This is a genomic window from Leptolyngbya boryana PCC 6306, assembly GCF_000353285.1.
Classification (GTDB): Bacteria; Cyanobacteriota; Cyanobacteriia; order Leptolyngbyales; family Leptolyngbyaceae; genus Leptolyngbya; species Leptolyngbya boryana.
The window spans coordinates 494,342-515,446 of the sequence record NZ_KB731325.1 but is presented as its reverse complement, the minus strand read 5'-3'; the positions used below and the strand labels follow the sequence as shown (position 1 = coordinate 515,446).

Below are 21,105 nucleotides of genomic sequence, written 5' to 3'. Positions count from 1 at the left end.
CGGTGTAGATCACCGCACATTGGCGATAGATTGGAGGCAACGACTGCCACAGCGCACTTGCGGATGCACCACTGCGGTCTCCAATGTACAAGCCGACAATCTCACGAGTAGTTGCATCTAAGGCGATCCAGACCCATTGTGGATTGCCTTTGTCATCGACAAATGACCACAACTCATCCATCTGAACGCTCAGGCGCTTTTTTGGCTTGGCACTCACCTCCACCTGTTGCTTGACTTGATTGGCTTTGCGGTTCACGTAGCGTTGAATGCAGTCTTCTGAACGTTGGAGTACTCGAGCAATTCCAGCTAATGAGATTCGCTCTAGCAGCATTCGCTCAATCAATCCTTGTTGCTCTTCACTCAATGCCTGCCATTGCGGGTCAAGCACAAACTGCCGTCCACAGTCTCGACATTTATAGTTCTGCTTGCCATGTCGAGTATGACCATTGCGGCTGACCGCTTCTGACCCACAGCTTGGGCAAGGATGAAGTGCTTCCATGATTTTGGGTAGTCTGAGCATCTTTTTCATTTTAATTCTCATCCTTTCCTTCAGGGCACTACCGAGTTGCTCCACTAAAAACTCGCTTGGATCGCTTAGCTTGAGCAAGCGGGTTCCGCTTGTCAGACGGTGAATAGGAGTGGGCAGGAGATTGGAAGCGATCGAACTGTTCCTCGTTCTGCATATAAATCTTATTGCCAATCAATCGGCAACTCAAGCATAAGCAACCGTTTACTTATACAAGGCTAAATCGATATTTAGCATTATGGCAACTCAACGCTATCTCTTAAACAATGAGTGCTCACCACCAAACTTAGGCACTAAATTAGCCTTTGAAGCGAAATGGTATTAAATATTTCGCTGAAATAAAGAAGTAGTCCCGCTATTCATACTAATTGGGCACTTACTGTCATCTATCTTAGGCAGTAGTTAATCAAAGGGGGTTGAGATTTCTAGAGGCAAGTACCATTACTACTTGAGCACCATGAATCAATTACAATTACAGAGTTATAAGCTGAACTTAGAACATCGGAAAGTTCAGGTGTTTATCGATCCGATTCAGCAGACGGTTCACTGCCCGGTCTGTGATCAGGTTACTAATCGAGTGCATAACCATTACGAATGAACTAGGGTGACTGATTGATTCGTTATTGACATCGAGAGGTCTGCTTACGACGAGCGATCGCGGCAGTAATCTGTTCAAGTTGCTCCTCCAAAACTTGCAGCGTTTCATCTGGCAGCGCTTCGATCTGCTGAAGCCAATAGTCCAGATCAAGCTGAATAGGCATCGCTACCGAATCTTGCTCTTCGCCAAAAGCAGAACTTTGAGTCTGTGAATCTGATAGTAGATTGGGTGGGATAACAGCAACTTTCGTAGGAGGTCGCTGTGGAATGGGAAGAATTAAAGTTTCACCTGGAAGTTCTGTACGGACAAGTGGAAGGGGATCAGTATTGCTTTCGTGCCGATACTGATTACAACGCAGAGGCATTTCATGAATGCGATCGAAACTCAGTGTATCTCTATAAAATCCGCACCAGGCTCCATATTGATTACCTTCATGTTGAGAGTCGTGCCATCTACAATCTCGGCAAGTTGCTTTTTCGAGATTTAATTGAGTCAGTAACTCTGTGGAAGTTGCTGCGATCGTTCGAGGATTATTTGCAACCAGTCGCTCGGTTTTTGCTCTTCCTTCTTGATCCCACCACCGCATTAAGGAAGCTGGAGACGCGATCGTAAATTGCTTATTCACTCCAGGAATTTGACTATCAACCACAACTCGCTCTGGCCGTTTTCGGGCTGGCGCAAGCTTCACTGACCAATGTGGCTGGAGTAACTCGACCACTTGTTCAAATTGCGATTCAAGCCGATGAGCTTTCCATTCGGTGTATTGTTTATTGATATCACTATAGTTCCGAAACCAGTGCGCTACACCGTCCCGATCAACTAAGAAAAATGGATGTTCTTCCTCTGGATCTTCTAGCCGTTTTAACTCACCCCACGGCTCTATCAAATTCCGCTGAGCCATGAACTTTTCATCCGCTTCAACTGCGATCGCTCTTCGATGCTTGGAGATAATTTCACCAACCGCTTCTTGGGTGAGTTCTTCTCCATTCAGAATCCGCATGACAAATTCTTCGCGAGCAGATTTTGGCGCATTCGTAGAGGAGATTTGATTGAGGATACGGACATCGATCGATTCAAAGAAAATCTTTGAGTTCGTAGATTCAAATGGTTGAAAAGCTTTTGCAGTTGCCATTGCTGCATACAGCGTTGTGCGTTTCAGTCCTGTCTCATTCACTGCCCACTCAATACAGTCTTTCGTTTTCCCACGTCCGTTAAAAAACTCACGAGCCGCAATCAATTCTTTGCCTATCTCGTAAATATCGATTAGCATTCGCCCAACACGATGGCGAATTCTGACAGCAATTTCAGCAAGTTTATCCTGTTCAGGTGTTTCTGGAGTCTCAGGTGTAGGAGGCTTTAGGATTGTCGTGATTCCATCTGACATAGTTCTATGTTTGACTGCTTGAAGTTTGATCAGCAGCCGAATGACTTAATTGCAAGTCCGGGAAGTAACAGATTGAGCAGCACTATCTAAGAAGTCAGGTGACTTTTTAGTAATCATATCAAGTTGAAGAAATTTGACTCTATAAATTTGAAAAAATCTACGCTTTGTTCAGTATCGCCGCTAGAATGAAGGCTAGAACGACTTTTTATCAAACAATTTATAAAAAAATCCGACGGGTTGGACTTTTTTATAAATTGCTCTAAATAGAGTTTTTCTTATCGCTAGGTTCTTCTGCTTCAGCAAAAGTCTATGATTTGCTCAAGAGTAAGCAGGTTTATTGTGATGAGCTAGAGGCAAGCGATCGTAATGATGCGTCAGCAAGTCAGTATAGAACGATATACAGACCAAGAAATTCAGTTCCTGATCAATGCGCTAGAAGTCGTGCTAGACAGGAACTTTGAAGATGCTGAATTTGCTCTGACTAATGCACTATTACATGATTTTAGTCTGGGATATGAGGAGATTGCTCAAGCTCGTGGATATAGTAAAAACTATTTGCGCGGACAAGTTGGCCCTCGACTGTGGCAAGACTTATCCAACGCTTTTCAGAATGTCTTTAGTCAACCTATTAATAAATCCAGCTTTGAAAGGTTTATCAATTATCTTGCCGAACAATTTAACTTATCTGGAGATACTGATGCGAATCAGATTAGAGTGCAGCTTAAGCTTGAATCATCAGATACGATCGCAGTTCAGCACGCAGACACTCTCGCACAGATTTATGGACGCAATACCGAACTTGCAGAGTTATCAGATTTACTTTCAAATTACCAGTGTGTATCGCTAGTTGGAGCGATTGGAGTCGGAAAAACATCGCTCGCGTCCCATTGGGTGCAGTCGTTTGGACAAAATCAGTTTGATGCGGTGATTTGGCGATCGCTTATCCACGCACCAACTCCAGAGTTACTTGTAGATGATCTCATTCGTGCATTTCACCAAACTCCATCAAAACTATTCACATCATTTGCTGAAAAACTTAATTTCCTGATGACGCTACTTCAGCAACAGCGATGCTTAATTGTGCTAGATAGCGCTGAATCTATTATTCAAACGACCGCAATCTCAGCCCTCAATACTTACGGTGATTTGCAAGATTACAATCAATTCATCCGCTACATTGCCGAGCAACATCACCAGAGTTGTTTATTATTGCTCAGTCGGCAACGATTTAACCAGATTGTTCGACTCAGCCATTCTAAGCGCTCTGCACAGGAAATGATGCTCTCAGGGCTTGCATCTGAAGCGGCTGAAAAGATTTTAGCCAGTCACCAACTGAAAGATCAGTCAAGCTGGAATGCATTGATTGAAATGTATCAGGGTAATCCTGGACTATTAATGCAAATTAGTCGGTATATTCAGACTTGTTTTGGAGGCAAAGTCCGTCACTTCCTACGATGCGGCACGATCATTGTCCCAGATGAGGCATCTAGATTGTATTTGGAGCAAATTCACCAATTGAGCGAGAGCGATCGCATTGTGTTGCTTGATCTCGCGACTCAAAATGCGCCTGTTCAACTCTCTGAACTATATGGTGTTGTGAAATCACGATCAACCCTGATTAAGTCTCTAACTCGTCTTGTCGAACTTTGTTTAGTGGAGCGACGAGAGATTGAATCTGATAGTGAAACTGAGTTTGTTTTTAATTTAGCTCCAGTTGTCAGAAAGATTATCTTGGCGCATTCACCCTAAATCAGCTAGTATCACATAGTGCGATTTTATTGCCTTATTTTGTGTGTACTGTATCAACCCTGCTTGTCCGGAGCGCCAACAGTCTGGAGCGATCAGAGATTACTGTCCAGCTTGTGGAACATTATTAATTCTCGAATCAAAATATCAAGTTATTCAACGGATTACCCAAACACCTCAAACCGAGGTGTTCAAGGTCAATGTACTTGATCAAGATGAACAAAAAATTCTAAAAGTTCTTGAAACAACAGACGCAAAACAGCTAGAGCTTTTTGAACGAGAATACGCTGTTCTTTCTTGGCTAGATCATCCAAATATCCCTAAAGTGGATATCAATGATTACTTTGTTGTCAATACACCTGCTGGGCGATCGCTGCATTGCTTAGTACTAGAGAAGATAAAGGGTGAAACACTAGAGCAGTGGGTTGCCCAAAACGGAAGAACTTCTGAATCGATTGCACTAAAATGGATGCGGCAGTTATGCGCGCCTGAAAATTTACAAGACCTTCCAGGCGTTTTGACTTATTTACATTCTCACAATCTAATTCATCGTGATCTTAAGCTTTCAAACCTGATCCTACAACCTAATGGTGAGCTAGCTTTGATCGATTTTGGTGGAGTGCGAGAACTTGGGCAGACAGATGCGATCTCATCTAATCATCCGACGATCATCACTTCGCCAGGTTATTCACCTCCAGAGCAAGTGAATGGACAAGCAACGATGACTTCCGATTTCTATGCTTTGGGGCGAAGTTGGGTGAGTTTGCTTACTGGAAGAAATCCTATCGATCTGATCGATTCACAAACGAATCAATTGCGTTGGCGACATCATGCCCCTCAAGTTTCAAAACCTTTTGCTGATTGGTTAGATGCAATGATGTCAGCGTCACCTTACCAGCGACCGCAATCTACAACTGAAATCTATACTTACCTCACTGAGAAGTTACCTCAACAGATTCGAGTGAGTCGGAGGATTAATTCTTGGTGGTTTAAAGTGTCGATCGCCAGTATTTCTGCTTCGCTGGTGTTTGGAATTGGTTGGGGAGTCAGCCTCTGGATATCGAATGACTATCTCCGAAAAGGAGCCGAAAACCTCCGAACAGAACAGTATCAATCTGCTCGGACTGATTTTGAAATCGCGCTGAAATGGAACGATCGTTCAGCCATTGCCCATAATAATTTGGCGTTGTCTTGCTATTACTTGGGAGATGATGAGTGTGCGATCGCACATTACACTCGTGCGATCGCGCTTTCACCGGACTACTGGGAGGCTTACTACAATTTGGGATCAATTTACGATCGACAAGAACGCTACGATTTAGCATCAGCCCAATACATGAAAGCCGCAAACGGTTCACCAGAAACCAAAGCTCAGGCAATCAATAACCTCGCAAGATTAAAGAATCGACAGCAGCAATATATAGAAGCAGTTTCGCTCGTGCAATCTGTCATTCAACTGACCCAAGCAGAGCAGACTTTATCATCTCTGCACAAAAATCTAGGATGGGCATTATTTAGATTAAATCGTTTTGAAGAAGCACAGACGGCACTAGAGCGTGCTTTATCGCTGGATGGTTCACGAATTGATACTTATTGTTTACTGGCATTCGTGAAACAAGCTAGAAAGCTTGAGTCGGATGCTGAAGTCAAGACATGCCTGTTTTCAGCCACGAAATCCCCACTTCCGGAAGTTAAAGAGTGGCGAATTCAGCTTGCAAAACGAGGCTTCTAACTTCGTGCAGTAATAGTAATCTTTATTCCTTTCTACGCCTCAGAATCGAGAGTATTGATTACTATAGATTTAATCGTGTTCGTATTGCGGTACGGTTCTCGAAAGCATCTGCCACTACTCAGGTTGAAGTCGTTGAATGAAAGAATATCGTGATTCGTTTTGTCAATCTAAAGATTCTGCTGATAGGGTGCTTGGTCAGTAACGCGAGCGCTAGTTTCCTCTCTGCTGCATATTCTGCGCCTCGGCAATGTGTTCCGATCGCTTACGTTCTCACAAAGAGTGATCAACGCTTCAAGCCTGGGGATGTGCTTTGTGTTGGAGACAAAATCGAACTGCGAGAGGCACGATCGCTTCTCGTGCTCTGCTTTGCAACAGGGAAAGTTGTAGAGCTATGGAATGGGCAAATTGCGCCGACTGGATGTGGCATTTCTCAAGAAGACAAACCTCAAGCGTGTGGAAACAATCTAACATTCTGTGTTCGTCCGCGTGGGAGCATTACGGCTCGATTAAAAATCACAGAACCTGACAGCAATATTACTAATCTTCGTCCTGAATTTAGCTGGCAAGAAATTCCTAGCGCGACGAGTTATCAAGTTCGGATACTTGGAAATGTGGCATGGAGCAAGGCAACAACGCGGACCCAACTCAGCTATCCAACAAATCAGCCATCGCTTAAACCTGGAAGCGCCTATCGCGTCATTATCAGTGCATATCGAGGGAACCAGATGATTCTGAGCGGGGAGCAGACCTTGAACGTGCTTTCTCCTAATCAGGCTGCTCCAATTAGTACAAAAGCTGACCAAAAATAAGGATTTGAGTAGGCTGAAGTTTGACGGAGTTTCATCTGAGCTTGCTGAAGTGCGATTTCGGCGGTTTGTCCTGATTTCAGATTTTCATAGAAATGCCGAATGAATATAGCGGTTGCGGTATCATCGATTAGCCATAGGCTTGCCAGCGTTGTTTTTGCACCTGATTGGGCTGCAATTCCAGCCAATCCTAAAGGAGAGCGTTTATCCCCCTGCGCAGTTTGACAAGCACTGAGAACCAGAAGATCAAGACCTGCGTTCGGCTGAAACCTTGATTTGAGTAAACTACTAAACTGCGGTGCAGTAATTAACTGATCCCATCCGATCAGAAATGTTTCATCAGGGGATGAGCTAAACTGTCCGTGAGTTGCAATGTGAACGATGTTATAGGACGACTTGCTGAGATCGGACTGAAACTTTGCTAGAGTAAACCGCTCGTTTAATAGCTTTGTTACTGGCAAAATAGCTTGGATTGCTTGTACTTCGGATTCGACATTAGAGAGAGGAAGTTTTAGCGATCGCACTCGCGGATCTTGAAAGCTAGGGCTAGGTTGGCTGAGTGCTGCAACCAAGGCAGTTAACTTATTGTCTCTATGCGGTGTGGCTCGAAGATGAGAGCCGATCGACAAAGACATTGGATAATGGGCAATTAGATAATCTGTTCCATCATGCAGTAATCCGAGCGGAATTCCCTGAAAAGCAGTGTCCATGATAAAAACTAACGAAGACTTCTCATCGACCAATTTTGCTTGCTCAGCAGGTGCGATCAATTGCCGATATAGAGGCTCACTGTAGCTTCTGAGAACTGATTCACTTGGCAGTTTGAGTTCAGTATCTTGCACCGCATTTTGCAGATTGAAGATAAGCCCATCTACGCTGTTTCTAACAGTTTCCGCATTTGCAGTATAGTACTTCATCTGATTTTCGGTTTGAACAATCACACCAACGGTTTGATCGAGATCGAGAATATAGAACAACGTTGATTTTGATGTTGGAGATTTTTGAGAAAGAGGCATAAGTTCAAGTTTGCCACACTGTAAGAAATTCTCAAGTTCCGCTAACTTCAAGCGCTCATAGGTTTGAATGACACGCCGCAAGTTTGGATTGGGTTGGCTGACCAACAACGCCATGAAATCACGATAAATTGGTTCTACCTGATCCTGAAAGGAAAATTGCAGATCTGGAGTAATCGACAGTAAATTTCCCCGTACTTGATCTAGGCTGTCGATCGCAGCACCATAGTATTTCAGCGCAGATTGAATATTGTCTTGCTGCTTGGCAATGAGAGCCAACTCTTTCTGCCATTGATACGCTACATCCCAGGCTGAGATTGATTGTGCGATCGCCATTGCTTCTATCAGTTGAGTTTGTGCTGTACTAAAGTTCTTAGATTTAGCTGATATCCGTCCCAAAGCACCCAGACTAAAAGAGATTGCACGTTGATTTTGTAGGTATTGAGATGCCTGAAGGGCTGCGGTCGCTTCGCTCCATATAGCGTTCGCAAATGATTGTGCAGTTTTTTCCTCTGAAAATTCAAGCAAGCTATTGACTAAATTTAGTCGGGCATAGATTCGATCAATTTCTGAAAGCTCTGTAAAGTCAGATTGTAATACGATCGGCAAAAGTACCTTACGCCGTTCTGTAACTGTTTGAGCAAGTTTCTGCAATTCTGGTAAGTCATGGCTCTGTTGGGTTTGAAGCCATTTTGTTAAATTGGCAAGAAAGCTTAATTCGTTCAGTTGTGCAATCTCGCGAGTTACATCAGTACGAGCAGCCAATTGATAGTACTGAAGCGCTTTTTCTACTTGATTGCAAAGTTGAATCAAAATAGTGCCAAATTCATCAAAGGCAGCAGAGCGAGCTAATTTAGCGCGAAGTTGAAGAAAAGAAGCACATTCAAGATTCCCAAAGCTGAGATAGATTTCTTGAATCGATGGTTGCTTTGAAGTTTGTTTGAGTAAGGTTTCAAGCGCGACCTTTGCATTGGGAAAGTCACCAATGAGCCGGAGCATTTCACTCAGATGATAGAGGGCTAACTGACTGATTGGAGTGAACTGAAGTTGCGTAATTACGGTAGTAAATTCTTGTGCTGAGGTATTGGAGCGATAAAGCTGTTTGAAGCAAAGCGAATCAGACAATTTCAGCACATCTCTTGCGAGGACTTGACAGGCTTGTGGGAATTGACCGAGCGATCGCATTGCCAAACTTTGATTCACTAAGTTTCCAAGTTGCCCATCTTGAGAACCTTGCTGATGATATAGTTCAGCGGCTCTCTTCCAAGTCTTCAGGGCTGTAGCAGCATCTCCAGCATTGAAGTGAGCAAAGCCTTCATTTGTCAGCACAGACGGATCAATCGGTTGATTGACTTGAGCGCGGGCAAAATTACCGATCTGAGGCAACCATGAAAGCCCAACAACTAAGCATAGCCCCATGAAAAGAGAAATCAGAATACGATGAATCCGACTCACGGTGAAGAACTCCTAAATAAGCAGCGTTAAAAAGAGAAATTGTATTGAACTGAGAAGTCAAATTGATTCGCTTGGGGGCTTTGATTCTCCAGGGTCGTCAATGGAAAGGCGTAGTTTGCTCGAACTTGTAGATCGTTCTGAGTCCACTGCAACCCCAATCCTAGAGATGCAAGCGTGTTGGAATCATTTCCATTCCTGTTCCATGCTCTACCCATATCAACAAAAGGAATCAGGAGCAGGCTTGTCGAATCGTTGCGAAGTAATCCGATTCTAAATTCAGCTGATCCGAAAATTCCGTTATCATTTAGAGCCGCGTTCTGCGCATAACCCCGCACAGTAGATGAGCCACCTAAACTAAATTGCTCTGTGGGAACTAAAGCATGGTCACCACCTGGAGCGAAGCTAGCGCTAAATTGCAACTGCGATCGCAAGAAAATATCAAGCTGAGAATTAACCCGTTGTAACCACAAAAACTGCCCTCGCCAACTCAGAAATCGGCTATCTGGAGCATCGCGATTGATCGTTGAGTTCAAGGCATTGATTCCGAAACTGAAGTGCGATCGCGCAGCGAAAACAGAAGAATCGCTACGTTGTGTCCACTCTTGGAAAAGCCGAATCGCTGAGATCCGAGTTCGTCCCTGATCATCTGCACCTGGAGACAATGGAAAGGGAACACCTAAGATTGAGGAACGGCTTTCACTATGAGAAGCTGTAATGCCAAGCGCAAGTTCTTGGATTGATTCTTCTGTCGCTCGTTGAACAATTGGCTGACGGAAGGTTAGATCGTAAAATGTTGAACTTGAGCGGATATCTGCTTCATCAAAGGGTTCCTCAATAATTCGGCTATTTAGCCACGTTGCACTTAGCTGCACAGTTCCGTTTTGAACATTGACAGGAATCGTGTAGGTTGTGCCTATCGTATTGCTGCCATTAGTGTTGGCGTAGAAGAGACTGAGATCATCACCCAATCCTAGTAAGTTGACTTGTTTTAGATCAATTCGTCTTTCTAATCTTCCAACAAGTTGCGATCGTTGATTATTCAGTTCCACAGAGCCGCTAAACGTTGAATTCGTTGCGATTTGAACCTCTAAAATCCTTGTATTCGGTTCAGTGCCGGGATTGAGAACGGCTGAAATGGTTTGGATGCGCGGGTCAGCCTGTAGAAGTCGAAGCACTTCAATTAAACGCTGCTCCTGCAAAATTGGACGAGTTGCTCGTTCGAGGCGAGATTGAACATATTCGGCAAAACGATCGTCGCCAGTCACTTTGATTTGCTCAACCGTACCTTCGACAACTCGAATCGTGACGATAGCAGCCTGCGGATCAAGTGCCTCATTTCCTACCTCTGGAATGAATGCACCTGCAACAAGATAGCCACGATCCGTATAGAATTTTCGGATTGCTGCACTCGTTTGAAGTAGTTCAGCAATGCTGATGTCACGCCCAATAAAACTAGCAACAACTTCGCTCAGTTGTTGTTGCGTGAAAACCGTATTTCCCTGAAACCTAAACTCTTTGACTCGAATTGTCCGGGGGGAAGAAGTTTGCGACTCCGGCTGAGAACTAGGAGAATTGATAATCTCAGGAGGACTGACACGGGGCAAAAGCGGTGGTGGAGTCGCTGGAGTCGCTGGAGGTAGATTTAAGCTAGGAATTGGTTGTAGTGGAAGGGCTTGAGCTTGTAACGCAGTTAGCAACACAGTACTCTCAACAAGTAGAGGTGATCTTGAAGTGGTGATGCGCCATCTCTAGCTTAAGTTCGTAATTCAGAATATGCAAGTTAGCAAGGCGAAGTGCTTGTTGCGTATGGAGTGCCCCGTCCTGCAACGATGAGCCTCACTGTTTTTTGATCGGGGTTGAGTACCCAATCTTGAATTTCAGTTGAAGGATTTGATCGAAAGATTGGCTGCGATCGGGTTGTAGAAGCTGGAGCTTTTGGCAGCCATCCTTGACGGCTACTGAGTGAATCAGTTGGATTGCTTTGAATTCCGCCTGTTCCGTTATCGATCAGCGTACTAGCACGAGGATCGGCTTGTGAGGGGCAAATTGTCGCAATTTTAGAACCTTCGGGTGTGGGTAAAACTCTTAAGCTCGATCGCTGAAGTTGGGATTCAAGTGCATTAATTTGAACCGTTCCATCGAATTCAGGTCCACGATCGGAGGTTGCGCTAATTAAGCTACTGCGGTCATTAAACACGCCTTGAGCCGTGATTTGAACATTGCCACCTCGTCCGCGCTCCGCGTTGGCGCTAATGCGACTATTGTTTAATACAGCCAAGACACCCGAAGTTAATCCAATACTGCCTCCGTTTCCGCCTGCCCCTGCATTCGTCGTAATCTCACTTCTATCCCTTATCCATAGCTGATCTGCATTTACTACAACGTTTCCGCCGTTACCACTGAAGGTAGAAGCTGTGATTGCGCCTCCTCGATTGAGTTGAATTTGATTCGCATTCAGCGTCAGTTCACCAGCATCCCCGATTCCTGCATTTTGAACCGTGATTCGGGCATCCTTGACCTGAATTTTGGGACTATCAATCGTTACACTTCCAGCCCGACTCATTGAAGTCAGAGAGAAATTTGTAACTTGCTCAGTAAATAGATTTCTTAGTCCGCCGCCTGAGCCAATAATGCTGGAAACAGGACGATCGACCTTAACACTAGAGGGATCAATTTGAAATCGAAGCAGCCCCTGTCGCACTTCAGGTGTTAGTCGCGGATCTAAATCGAACTGAGTAGGGCGAGCCGTTCCTTCTACAGTCACAGATTCCGAAGCATTAATGGTTACCGTTCCTGCTTGACCAGAAACTAAGGATACTGTTCCAAATTGAGCGCCATTCGTTACTCTAAGCTGTTGAGTTTGAACAAAAATATTGCCGCTATTCGCTGAACTCACTGAATTCGAGCCTAAACTTGTGGGGAGAAATGTTAATGCAGCCGATGGAAACGTATTCGCGACAACAGCAATCCGTAGGTCGCCACCATCTAGCGATAAGCTTTGGGAGTTGATAGAAATATTACCTGCTTGACCCAGGTTATAGGTCGTTGTGTAAATCAATCCACTTCTGGAGACTTCAACCTGATTCGCATTGATATCAATGCTTCCGCCCCGTCCAATTCCGTAAGTTGAAGTTGTCATGCTACTTGCGATCGCTGCCGCTTCGGTCTCCGCAATTCCCTGAATATCAAGGCGATTCGCTTGAACTTGGATATTACCAGCATTGCCATTTCCTAATGTAAGCGCAGAAATATAAGCAGAGTCAGTTAAGCGGATATTAGGACTGCTCAGTAAAATATTTGCGCCAGTGCCAGAGGTTGTGAGGCTGGTAATCGATCTCGAAATCTTCTGGACGAGAGGCAGCTGATCTTGACGATTGAAGGAAGTTAGTCCAATGACATTGATTTGCTGGTCAGCTTGTAGCTCAATGTCGCCAACAGTCCCGATTCCGGTATTTTCAATGACGAGCAACGAAGCATCGTTGAGATTGATTGTGCTTCCCCGAAGTCGAATATTGCTAAATCGATCTCCTGTGGTGTCGATCGCGGATTGTTTCAACAAAGAAATACTTCCAAGTTGAGAGCTTTGAGTATAGTCAAACCTGAATCCAGATGCAGTGTTACTCAGTCCAACAATTCCAGTTTTCACACTTCCAATTTCAACTTGCCCCGCAGGTGCAGTCAGTAGACCGCCATTTAGCACGACATCTCCACCAATTAGCGCAAGAGTTTGATTAGGTTGAACTCTCAGACCAGATGTTGCTTGTCCTTGCCCAGTAAAGGCAAGACGACTCGCGAAGCCACCTTGTAAGGAAGTGACAAGCTGCTGATGTCCTACTCCATCGACTTGAATTAGAGCAGGGTTCGTAAAGGTTAATCCAACAGGAGCGCGGTTTGAAAAGAGAGGTGTCGGAGATTTGGCATTGAATTGAGTACGATTGTCAAACTGTACTGCGTCTGCTGTCGTTGCAAGAAAGGAGCCTCCGATATTCAACTGAGCATTTACCCCAAACTGAATCCCATTGGGATTGATCAAAAACAGATTGGCGATTCCATTTGCTCGCAGAATGCCATCAATGATTGAAGGCTGACTGCCAGTAACACGAGAGAAAATATTCTGAACATCTAGCCCATTATTAAACAGGACTTGTCCACCTGTTGGAATTGAAAATTCTTGAAAACTGTGAAATAGATTGCCACCTCGCTGAATTCCCCCATTGATAATACAGTTTGTACAACCTGGAGTCACTTCAGATGGGGTTGGAAGAGTTTTGTCCGGAGTCACTTGGCTGATTCCAGCATTTGCTGAGACTAGCCCCATTCCAAGGCTTAGAATGAAGGCAGAACTAAGATTCCGCAGCATAATTGTTGAAAGATTATTTGTTCAGGAATAAGGAGATGGTTGATGCCTGATTTACCGATCGGACCCGAAGTGCCTACCCTGTTTTGGCAGCTTCAAGGCATCCTCAATCCTCTATCGTTGCTTCGAGAAGCTCACGATCGCTATGGTGACGTGTTTCGGTTGCCTTACACAAAATTTACTGCAATTTGTGTAAGTAGTCCAACGGGATTGCAATCAATCTTTTCAGCATCTCCGGAAGTTTTGTCCTCTCATCAACGCGGCGGAATTTTCGATCTCATTCTGGGACAAAATGCTTTGGTATTCCTTGAAGGGCGTGAACATCAGCGTCATCGTCGTTTGATTGTGCCATCATTTCATGGTGAAGCACTGAATCAGTGGGGGCGAGACATCTGCTCAACAACAAAGTATGTATTCGATCAACCTCAGTATCAAACAGTGCTACCGCTTCGACAACCTTTGAAAGAAATCGCTCTGCGTGTGATTTTACAGGTATTGTTTGGCGGACTAAGAACTCCGTTACTTCGAGAGCTATATCATCTTCTGTATAGTTTCTTTCAGGATGTAGAATCGCCACTGAGTGCTGTTGGAATGTTATTTCCAGCACTTCGCGTTGATCTAGGAAGTTGGAGTCCTTGGGGACGATTTCTTCAACAAAAGCAGCAGATCAATCAATTAATTCAACAGCAGATCGATCGTCAAAGAACCTCGACTTTGCTAGAAGCACATCCAAGTGTGTTAGCAATGTTACTACAAGTCCGAGATGAATTTGATCAGCCGCTGAGTGATGATGAGATTCGAGATGAGCTACTGATGCTCGTTTTAGCAGGATATGAAACGACGACTTCTGCGATCGCTTGGGCGTTGTACTGGATACATCATGATTTAACGGTGCAAGAAAAGCTAAGGCAGGAACTAGAAGGAATTGATGATCCAATGGAAATTGCTCGATTGCCTTATTTGAGCGCGGTTTGTCATGAAGCTTTGAGAATCTATCCAGTGGCGATCGGGTGTTTTGCGCGTCAGGTATTGCAGCCTTTCTCGATCGATGGCTATGAATTACCAATTGGGACAGTGATTTCTCCCTCGATCTATCTTGCTCATCATCGTACAACAGTCTATCCAGATCCCGATACATTCCGCCCAGAACGCTTTCTGTCTCAACAGTTTTCGGCTTATGAGTACTTACCTTTTGGTGGAGGATCAAGACGATGTGTGGGTGGAGAATTTACCAAATTTGAGATCAAGTTGATCGTGGCAACCACGTTGAAGCAGATTCGACTTCAGGCATTTGATTCAAAACCTGTCCTTCCTATTCGATACGGCATTACAATGGCTCCCCCAGTCGATCTGAAACTTAAGGTTCTGCCCCGTTAACTTATTGAATCTGTGTGACAGAACATAGATGAAAAAATTTGATTGCAGAAGTACATTACTTTCGCTAGAATCCCGATTAAAGTCAGGTGACTTTGTTTCTCTACTAGGATTACTTTGACAAATCGGGCAAATCTACCTTCTACCTCAACGCGCAAAACCTGAGTTTTGGCGTGAGTGAGCAACTTACGTTTCACTGCAATCTGACGCAGTGAAATGATGGTATCGAGAACGCAACGACAAAGAACGACTTTTGTAAGATTTTCAATGATGATCAGTATTGTTGAGGCAAGCGATGGTGCGTTTGTCTATGTTCAGGCTGAGTTTACACATTTGTTTGGATTCTCACTAGAGGGAATCAATAAGCTAGGTGGATTTGAAGCACTGTTTTGTAACCAGACAGTTGCTGAAGAAATTCGATCGATTCTAATGAATGGCTATCCGTGGACGGGCATTGCAGATCTACAGGCAGCAGATGGCACCTCGATCGAGGCTTCATTGCAGATTACGCCGATCGCGGAAGAAGTGAGTGAACAAGTCGTTGGCTTTGTCCTGTTTCACACGCCTTTAATGGCAGCAAAGACCTTTAGTGTTCATCAAACCTTGTCGATCGAACATGAAATTACTCAAATACTGCAAGCGTCACAGATGAGCTTGTGGCGGCTGAATGTACAAGGTCAGGCGAGTTGGGCACTCAATCTTGACTCAGTGCTAGGCGAGACAGAGTTACCCTTGTATTCTGAATTTCTCAATGCTGTTCACCCAGAAGATCGCGCCCAATTCGAGGAGGTGCTGACGCGATCGCAGATCATGACTGCTTATGAGTTTGCATTCCGCTACTTTCGCCGCGATGGTCAACTTGTGTGGATTAAAAGTCGAGGCGAAGTTGCGTTTGATGAGGATGGGCAACCGCTTTACCTATCGGGAACTCTCACCGATATCACCTGGCGCAAACATGCTCAACACCTTCGACAACTCAATCATCGACGAACTAACACACTGTTGAAGTCGTTGCCTGAGCATGTCATTTGTGTGGGCAGAGATGGCATTTACCGCAGGATTATTTCGAGCAATCCTGATTTCGCGATCGTATTTCCCAAAGAGCAAGTTGGGGCAAGCATCTATGATGTTTTGCGGTTAGAAACTGCCGATCGACGCATGGTTTACCTTCAGCGATCGTTTGTCTTACACAAACCTCAAACCTATGAATATCAGACCGTGAGTGCGGATGGACAACGCTACTACCTCGAAGAAAGTGTGGTCGCCATTGACGCAAAGCCGAATGGAGCAGCGACAGCAGGAGATGAGGCGCTAATTCTGGTTCGGGACATTACTCGGCACAAGCAATTAGAGGTGGCGCTTTTAGCAAGTCAAATTGAGCTTCAAGAAAAATGGGTTGTCGATCGCTTACTCAAGAACATTGGTGCAGAGTCTCGATACGCAACCTTTCTCAAGCGAAGAGGCGGAGACTACGTGAGCTGCAATCAAGCATTTGCTCGGTTGGTGGGACGATCAATTCAAGAAATCTGCGGCAAATCCGACTTCGAGCTTTTTCCACCTAAAATTGCTGAAACACTAATGCAGCATGATTTAGCGGTTTTGAATTCGGGGAAGATGCTTGATTTTGATGAAATCTTTGAACGGGACGGTCTGCCTCGCTGGTGCTTAGTCGATCGCGCTCCTCTATATAACGAAGTAGGTCAACTGTTCGGAATTTGTGGAACGGCGGTTGAGATGAGATCGTTCTGATAATAAAGTTCAATTGCATTGCAAAAGCTAGTTAAGCGATGCAGCAATGCGTTGTAGTAGAGATAGGCATCCTCTCGCTCATTCTGAAGATGGGCATATAGGGTAAGTTCTGGCTCTACGGCTAGACGCTCTTTCGGAATATCTAAGCCCGCTTCGGCTAGGCGAGTTGCAGCGATCGCGACAAGCAATGAGCCAACAGTATTGGACTTCCCATTTTGCAGATCATCCAACCCAGATAAAATTAGCTCCGCGCCTGGTAACTCATTCAAACTGATCATTGTCCCTCCGTTGAATTTCCTTCAGACCGTTCGATAAAGTTATCAACTCTGCTTCTAAGCACATCAGGATTCAGAGCGGGGAATCGGATTAATTCGGGTGCAATTGCTTCAAAGCTAGCACGTAGTTCTTCTAGGGAAAATAATTTCTGTTCATACATGGCTTGAACATCGTTCAGGTCACGATCGAATCCTCTGGAGAGTTTGGAAAGTGCTTGGGCGGTGAAATCGTAGTGATAAAACGAGATTTGACCATGTTTGCCAATGAAGAGACTGCGATCGCGCCAACCTGGAAGCGGGGGTAAGAAGTCTTGCGGAGAAGCCAGTTCGATATTAATGTTCAGTTCTTGCTTGATTTTGGCGATCTCTTGAAAGATGCCTGGGGGTTCAGGATCGAGACGAATATCGATATCAACCGTGGAACTGCGCCAACCGATCAGTAATGCACTCGCACCACCTGTAAAATAAATGCAGCCTGAACCCTGAGCCTCTCTACCCAAGACTTGCATCAGTCGTTCTATCTTCTGAGGGTCAATGTTCGGACGCATACCTTGTACAACTGTTTAGACAGTAACGGACTTCTCCAAACTCTACATTAACCTGCCTCAAGTCTTCAAATTCCAGTTTGGTCGATCGCGCTCCTTTGTATGACGAAGCGGGGCAACTGTTTGGAATTTGTGGAACGGCGGTTGAGATGGGTGAGGTGCGATCGTCTTCACGACGACCAAAATAATTTTTGACGAGTAAGCCGGAACAAAGTGTAGAGCCTTTAAATTGCCGCTTAATCAATTTGTGAGCTAGGTTCGCTAAAATTTCTAAAATATGACCGTAGTGTTATAAATTTGCAGACCTGCTCCAGGATCAGCGAAGTAGAACATATAGGACTAAAGCTATGTAAAATCCGGCAAAAATGAGTGGAATGTATGTTTCAACGTGGGTGAATGGAGTATATTTAGAGCCATCTCCACGTTTAAGTGCTTCCCATTCAGCAGCAAATAATCTAGCAGGCATTTTCTCTTCAAGCAGATGAATTATCTTGAATTTCCCAGTGTTTAGTTGGCTGTATGAGCGAATTAGTCTCCACCAAGTAAGGCAGAAGATTACACCTGCTACCCCTGCCATAGCTATAGAAACGTTCTGAGTCTTGTCTTTGTAGAATAGAGTTATAAAGCCAGCTAGAGCCGTCACTAAAGTAGTGTTGACAGACAAGAAGAAAGCATTGGCTTGGTGGCGGCGCTCGCTAATCTTATCCATCATTCCCACATAGAGCTTGTATTGCTCCAAAAGCAACTCTGACTCACGCTCAGACATATCAGAGTAGTTTTTGTTGAAGAGCTTACTTTCTAAGTCATCTAGTTTATCCATAAACAAGTTAAAGGCTTAAAATTTTAATTAACTTTCTCGACTCGCCATACAGGGCGCTCAATCAAAGGTTTTGTATTGCCAACTGATGCTTTGCTCACCCAAATATAGCGAGAGTTATCTGGTGTAAGTCTATAAATCGAGCTACACATTGGGCAACTTATTTTTCCGCCTTGCTGTAAAAGCTGTTGAGATAAAGTATCCTCTACTAAGTTCTCTTCTGACAGTCCATGCAGTCCAGGAACATCTACTTTAAGAAATTTATCTATGTCAATGTGCTTAGGTGCATCTTTTGATTTGCAAGTTACACAAGGTAACAGTGGCTGAAACCAAAATTCCCGGCTCCAAACCTCGTCGTTGATGTACCTATTGATGAATGGGATTTTCTGAAAGAAGGATCTTTTAGCTGCATCAAAAGTAAAGAGAGCTTCTGGTGACATTGTAGATGGATCAGTTTGAGCGTATAAACGCTCCATTTTTCGCCACTGCGGTTTATTCATAACAGGCAGTAGGCTATTAGGAGCATCTACAACTGATTCATCAATCTTTCTTGGATTAAAAGTTTTTTTAGGATTTAAGAGGCGTACTTTAGGAACAGGCTTTCGCTGATAAAAGTTATACGCAATGGTAACTAACTCAGCTTGTGTCCACCAAGAATTCAAATAATCTTCCGTGTTATAAATCCAAAGTTCTTGGGCAGCTTTAACTCTTTCATCGATCAAAGTACTTAAAAGCCAATGCTGCATCTTTGTTAATAGCTCATTTTCATAAACTAGTTCTCCTGGAGGAAGCAGAAAAACCGTTTTTCCTTGCTTTCTAACTTGTTCGGCAATGTGCTGCACCGCGTTGAAATAACGGCTGCGGTAGCTAATAAAAATCTGTCCTTCCTCTCTAAATTTAGACCGCATAACTTCAAGTCCTCCATCACCAATGGAAAGAATCTTAGTAGCGCTCCGCAGTCCGCTCGTTGGTTGCTTTGCGACCCAATTAGGAGAAGACAACGTTTCTTTTATCTGATTAAAAAGCCATTCAATAATAGATTGATTTGATTTGATTTCAAAGTATTTAGGTACTCCACCTTGACGAACACCAAAATAATTTATAGGTAAAGGAGTTCGACTAACTATCAGTAGATTGTCTTGATATACAAGTGGAGTTGCGATTGCATAATTGTTTTCTTCCTCAATACTGCTGTCAACAATTATAAAATCGCTAGATGTTAAAGCATTCCAAAAATCAGATGGAGAAGCGTCTTTTGAAAGAAAGGGTTTCACTTCAAGATTAAGTCTACTTGCCACGTCTTGATCAAACAGCCGTTTCAATTCTCTCCCATACCCATTATCAAGTTGGAAAAAGGAGACAACTGGTTTATTCATTATGAACTCCCAAATTTGATGAAATTATTAGACGAACCATCAATAAAGTTGAATTCCAGAACTATCTCGAAATACTACTTCGCCATGAGTGAATACAAGGCGCGTTCGGTTGAACAGCGATGAACTCGACCGCTAGATGCAGAGACTTTACTTACTACTAGGCTATTATGCGGTTGGATTACTAGATTTAAGCCTTACTCTGACCTCCAAAAAAAAGCTCTGAAACTGGCAAAACGCTAGCAGCATTCATGCCTATCCTGCAAAAATTCTGCCATGCACTTTCATTCGCATCCCATGCAAGTGGCTCCTGCATTTGTTTCAGAATGTGGCTCTGCTCCTTAACAATCATGCTGATTTCCTGAACATAATTATTTTGAAAATTTTGAGCAGACTGAATGCTAGAAAGTTGACTCAATACTAGTTCATTCGATTTCGCCAGATCTTGTCTTATTTGCTTTAGTTGATTTTCTATATTTTCTATCTCTTTAGACAATTCAGCATCTCTCAATAAGCTAAATTTTGTGTTTGAGCTATTAAACAGACTGCATTTTAGGATCGTATTATAATCTTCTGAAAATGAAACATTATCTCCCTTGTCTTTATTAGAGATTGCTTCTTCATAGATACGCCGACCTATCTTGTCTACTGTGAACTCTCGGAAAACTTCTACGGTGAAATCTCGAAGAGTTTCATCATTCTGCTTTTGGCTGATAGATTTTTGATACTCTTGACTCAATTCCTGACACTTCAACGAAACAGCATTATTAAGCGCTGTTTCTCTTAAATCATTTGGGGCAGCCGTGAAGGTTGATAAAAACGTTGTGTACGCGGGGAGTGTATTTTTCTTCTCTGCAATCTTGTAAACGACTTCATAGAGCCGATGATTTGCCTCTTTTGCTTGAGGAGCATTGGGATATCGCTTTAGAAAGTACTGGTAGCCTTCTATTAAATCAGCTTTCCTAGTTAGATCATAGATATAGCTGACTGCTTTAGTTTTAAAATCGGGAAGACTATATCCATTCTGTAAAAACAATTCATAAGCATTTATACTGTTGTACTGCTTCGCCATGCTATACAACTGTTCAGATTGTTTTCTTAAAGCTTCTTCTTTTGCAGCAATTTTTTGTTCCAGGTCAGTTTTTTGGCTTCTAAGGTAGTAAATCTGAGATTGAAGATCACTTATATCCTCGCTGTCACAAGACGCGCACCCAATCGCCAGAACAATCAATAGGCAAATGGACAACACTTTCTTCAAAATCGGGTTATTCCAGAAGAATCTACAGCTATTTAGCTGTAATCGTTGATGTCCGTAGAAAATTTTAGTTATTTGTCTAAGCATCTTCTTCTCCAAG

At 43.7% G+C, this 21,105-nt stretch carries 17 protein-coding genes; 6 read left to right on the top strand and 11 right to left on the bottom strand.

Annotation, left to right across the window (positions count from 1 at the left end; translation table 11 throughout):
- A partial coding sequence (locus LEPBO_RS39215; RefSeq protein ID WP_017291900.1) for an IS1 family transposase occupies nucleotides 1–529 on the bottom strand: 529 nt, incomplete at its 3' end.
- A 28-nt stretch (nucleotides 530–557) separates the two neighbouring features.
- Nucleotides 558–683, bottom strand: coding sequence for a hypothetical protein (locus LEPBO_RS44685; protein WP_263970854.1), 126 nt, complete (start codon nucleotides 681–683; stop codon nucleotides 558–560).
- Nucleotides 684–983: 300 nt separating this feature from the next.
- Between LEPBO_RS44685 and LEPBO_RS43155 the strand changes: the two genes are divergently transcribed.
- Nucleotides 984–1,124: a hypothetical protein gene (locus tag LEPBO_RS43155; protein ID WP_017291899.1), complete on the top strand. Its 141-nt coding sequence runs from the start codon at nucleotides 984–986 to the stop codon at nucleotides 1,122–1,124.
- A gap of 22 nt (nucleotides 1,125–1,146) precedes the next feature.
- On the opposite strand, the gene LEPBO_RS0133125 is transcribed toward LEPBO_RS43155, so the two are convergent.
- Nucleotides 1,147–2,508 carry a hypothetical protein gene (locus tag LEPBO_RS0133125; RefSeq protein WP_017291898.1) on the bottom strand — a complete coding sequence of 454 codons (1,362 nt, stop codon included), beginning with the start codon at nucleotides 2,506–2,508 and terminating at the stop codon, nucleotides 1,147–1,149.
- Between the two features lie 366 nt (nucleotides 2,509–2,874).
- On the opposite strand from LEPBO_RS0133125, the gene LEPBO_RS0133120 reads away from it, so the two are divergent.
- The 3 genes from LEPBO_RS0133120 (at nucleotide 2,875) to LEPBO_RS0133110 (ending at nucleotide 6,795) form a co-directional block, all read left to right on the top strand.
- Entirely contained in the window at nucleotides 2,875–4,257 is a 1,383-nt protein-coding gene (locus LEPBO_RS0133120) for an NB-ARC domain-containing protein (RefSeq protein ID WP_026149106.1), read from the top strand.
- A 43-nt stretch (nucleotides 4,258–4,300) separates the two neighbouring features.
- Complete coding sequence (locus LEPBO_RS0133115; RefSeq protein WP_017291896.1) at nucleotides 4,301–5,986, top strand: protein kinase domain-containing protein; 1,686 nt, start codon at nucleotides 4,301–4,303, stop codon at nucleotides 5,984–5,986.
- 149 nt (nucleotides 5,987–6,135) lie between these two features.
- The gene (locus LEPBO_RS0133110) at nucleotides 6,136–6,795 is read left to right on the top strand and encodes a hypothetical protein (protein WP_017291895.1); all 660 of its coding nucleotides are present in this window, start codon (nucleotides 6,136–6,138) and stop codon (nucleotides 6,793–6,795) included.
- Here the strand turns inward: LEPBO_RS0133110 and LEPBO_RS0133105 are convergent.
- The 3 genes from LEPBO_RS0133105 to LEPBO_RS0133095 form a co-directional block, all read right to left on the bottom strand.
- Nucleotides 6,756–9,260 (bottom strand): CHAT domain-containing protein, encoded by a 2,505-nt coding sequence (locus LEPBO_RS0133105; protein WP_017291894.1) that lies wholly within the window; start codon nucleotides 9,258–9,260, stop codon nucleotides 6,756–6,758. The genes LEPBO_RS0133110 and LEPBO_RS0133105 overlap by 40 nt on opposite strands.
- 26 nt (nucleotides 9,261–9,286) lie before the next feature.
- Complete coding sequence (locus tag LEPBO_RS39210; RefSeq protein WP_017291893.1) at nucleotides 9,287–10,960, bottom strand: ShlB/FhaC/HecB family hemolysin secretion/activation protein; 1,674 nt, start codon at nucleotides 10,958–10,960, stop codon at nucleotides 9,287–9,289.
- 80 nt (nucleotides 10,961–11,040) lie between these two features.
- The gene (locus LEPBO_RS0133095) at nucleotides 11,041–13,620 is read right to left on the bottom strand and encodes a two-partner secretion domain-containing protein (RefSeq protein WP_081614830.1); all 2,580 of its coding nucleotides are present in this window, start codon (nucleotides 13,618–13,620) and stop codon (nucleotides 11,041–11,043) included.
- Nucleotides 13,621–13,662: 42 nt separating this feature from the next.
- Between LEPBO_RS0133095 and LEPBO_RS0133090 the strand changes: the two genes are divergently transcribed.
- Nucleotides 13,663–14,994 carry a cytochrome P450 gene (locus LEPBO_RS0133090; RefSeq protein WP_017291891.1) on the top strand — a complete coding sequence of 444 codons (1,332 nt, stop codon included), beginning with the start codon at nucleotides 13,663–13,665 and terminating at the stop codon, nucleotides 14,992–14,994.
- 264 nt (nucleotides 14,995–15,258) lie between these two features.
- Nucleotides 15,259–16,740, top strand: a complete 1,482-nt coding sequence (locus LEPBO_RS0133085) for a PAS domain S-box protein (RefSeq protein ID WP_017291890.1) — start codon at nucleotides 15,259–15,261, stop codon at nucleotides 16,738–16,740.
- On the opposite strand, the gene LEPBO_RS39205 is transcribed toward LEPBO_RS0133085, so the two are convergent.
- The 5 genes from LEPBO_RS39205 to LEPBO_RS0133060 all read right to left on the bottom strand — a co-directional run bounded on the left by LEPBO_RS39205 (nucleotide 16,692) and on the right by LEPBO_RS0133060 (nucleotide 21,092).
- Nucleotides 16,692–17,018: a hypothetical protein gene (locus tag LEPBO_RS39205; protein WP_017291889.1), complete on the bottom strand. Its 327-nt coding sequence runs from the start codon at nucleotides 17,016–17,018 to the stop codon at nucleotides 16,692–16,694. The genes LEPBO_RS0133085 and LEPBO_RS39205 overlap by 49 nt on opposite strands.
- Nucleotides 17,015–17,563 (bottom strand): DUF6036 family nucleotidyltransferase, encoded by a 549-nt coding sequence (locus tag LEPBO_RS0133075; protein ID WP_017291888.1) that lies wholly within the window; start codon nucleotides 17,561–17,563, stop codon nucleotides 17,015–17,017. The genes LEPBO_RS39205 and LEPBO_RS0133075 overlap by 4 nt, the downstream gene beginning before the upstream one ends.
- Nucleotides 17,564–17,876: 313 nt before the next feature.
- A complete protein-coding gene (locus tag LEPBO_RS39200) occupies nucleotides 17,877–18,380 on the bottom strand; it encodes a RipA family octameric membrane protein (protein ID WP_017291887.1) in 504 nt (167 codons plus the stop codon).
- Between the two features lie 23 nt (nucleotides 18,381–18,403).
- Nucleotides 18,404–19,753 (bottom strand): hypothetical protein, encoded by a 1,350-nt coding sequence (locus tag LEPBO_RS0133065; RefSeq protein ID WP_017291886.1) that lies wholly within the window; start codon nucleotides 19,751–19,753, stop codon nucleotides 18,404–18,406.
- A 187-nt stretch (nucleotides 19,754–19,940) separates the two neighbouring features.
- Nucleotides 19,941–21,092 carry an outer membrane protein assembly factor BamD gene (locus LEPBO_RS0133060; RefSeq protein WP_017291885.1) on the bottom strand — a complete coding sequence of 384 codons (1,152 nt, stop codon included), beginning with the start codon at nucleotides 21,090–21,092 and terminating at the stop codon, nucleotides 19,941–19,943.
- Nucleotides 21,093–21,105 lie beyond the last annotated feature (13 nt).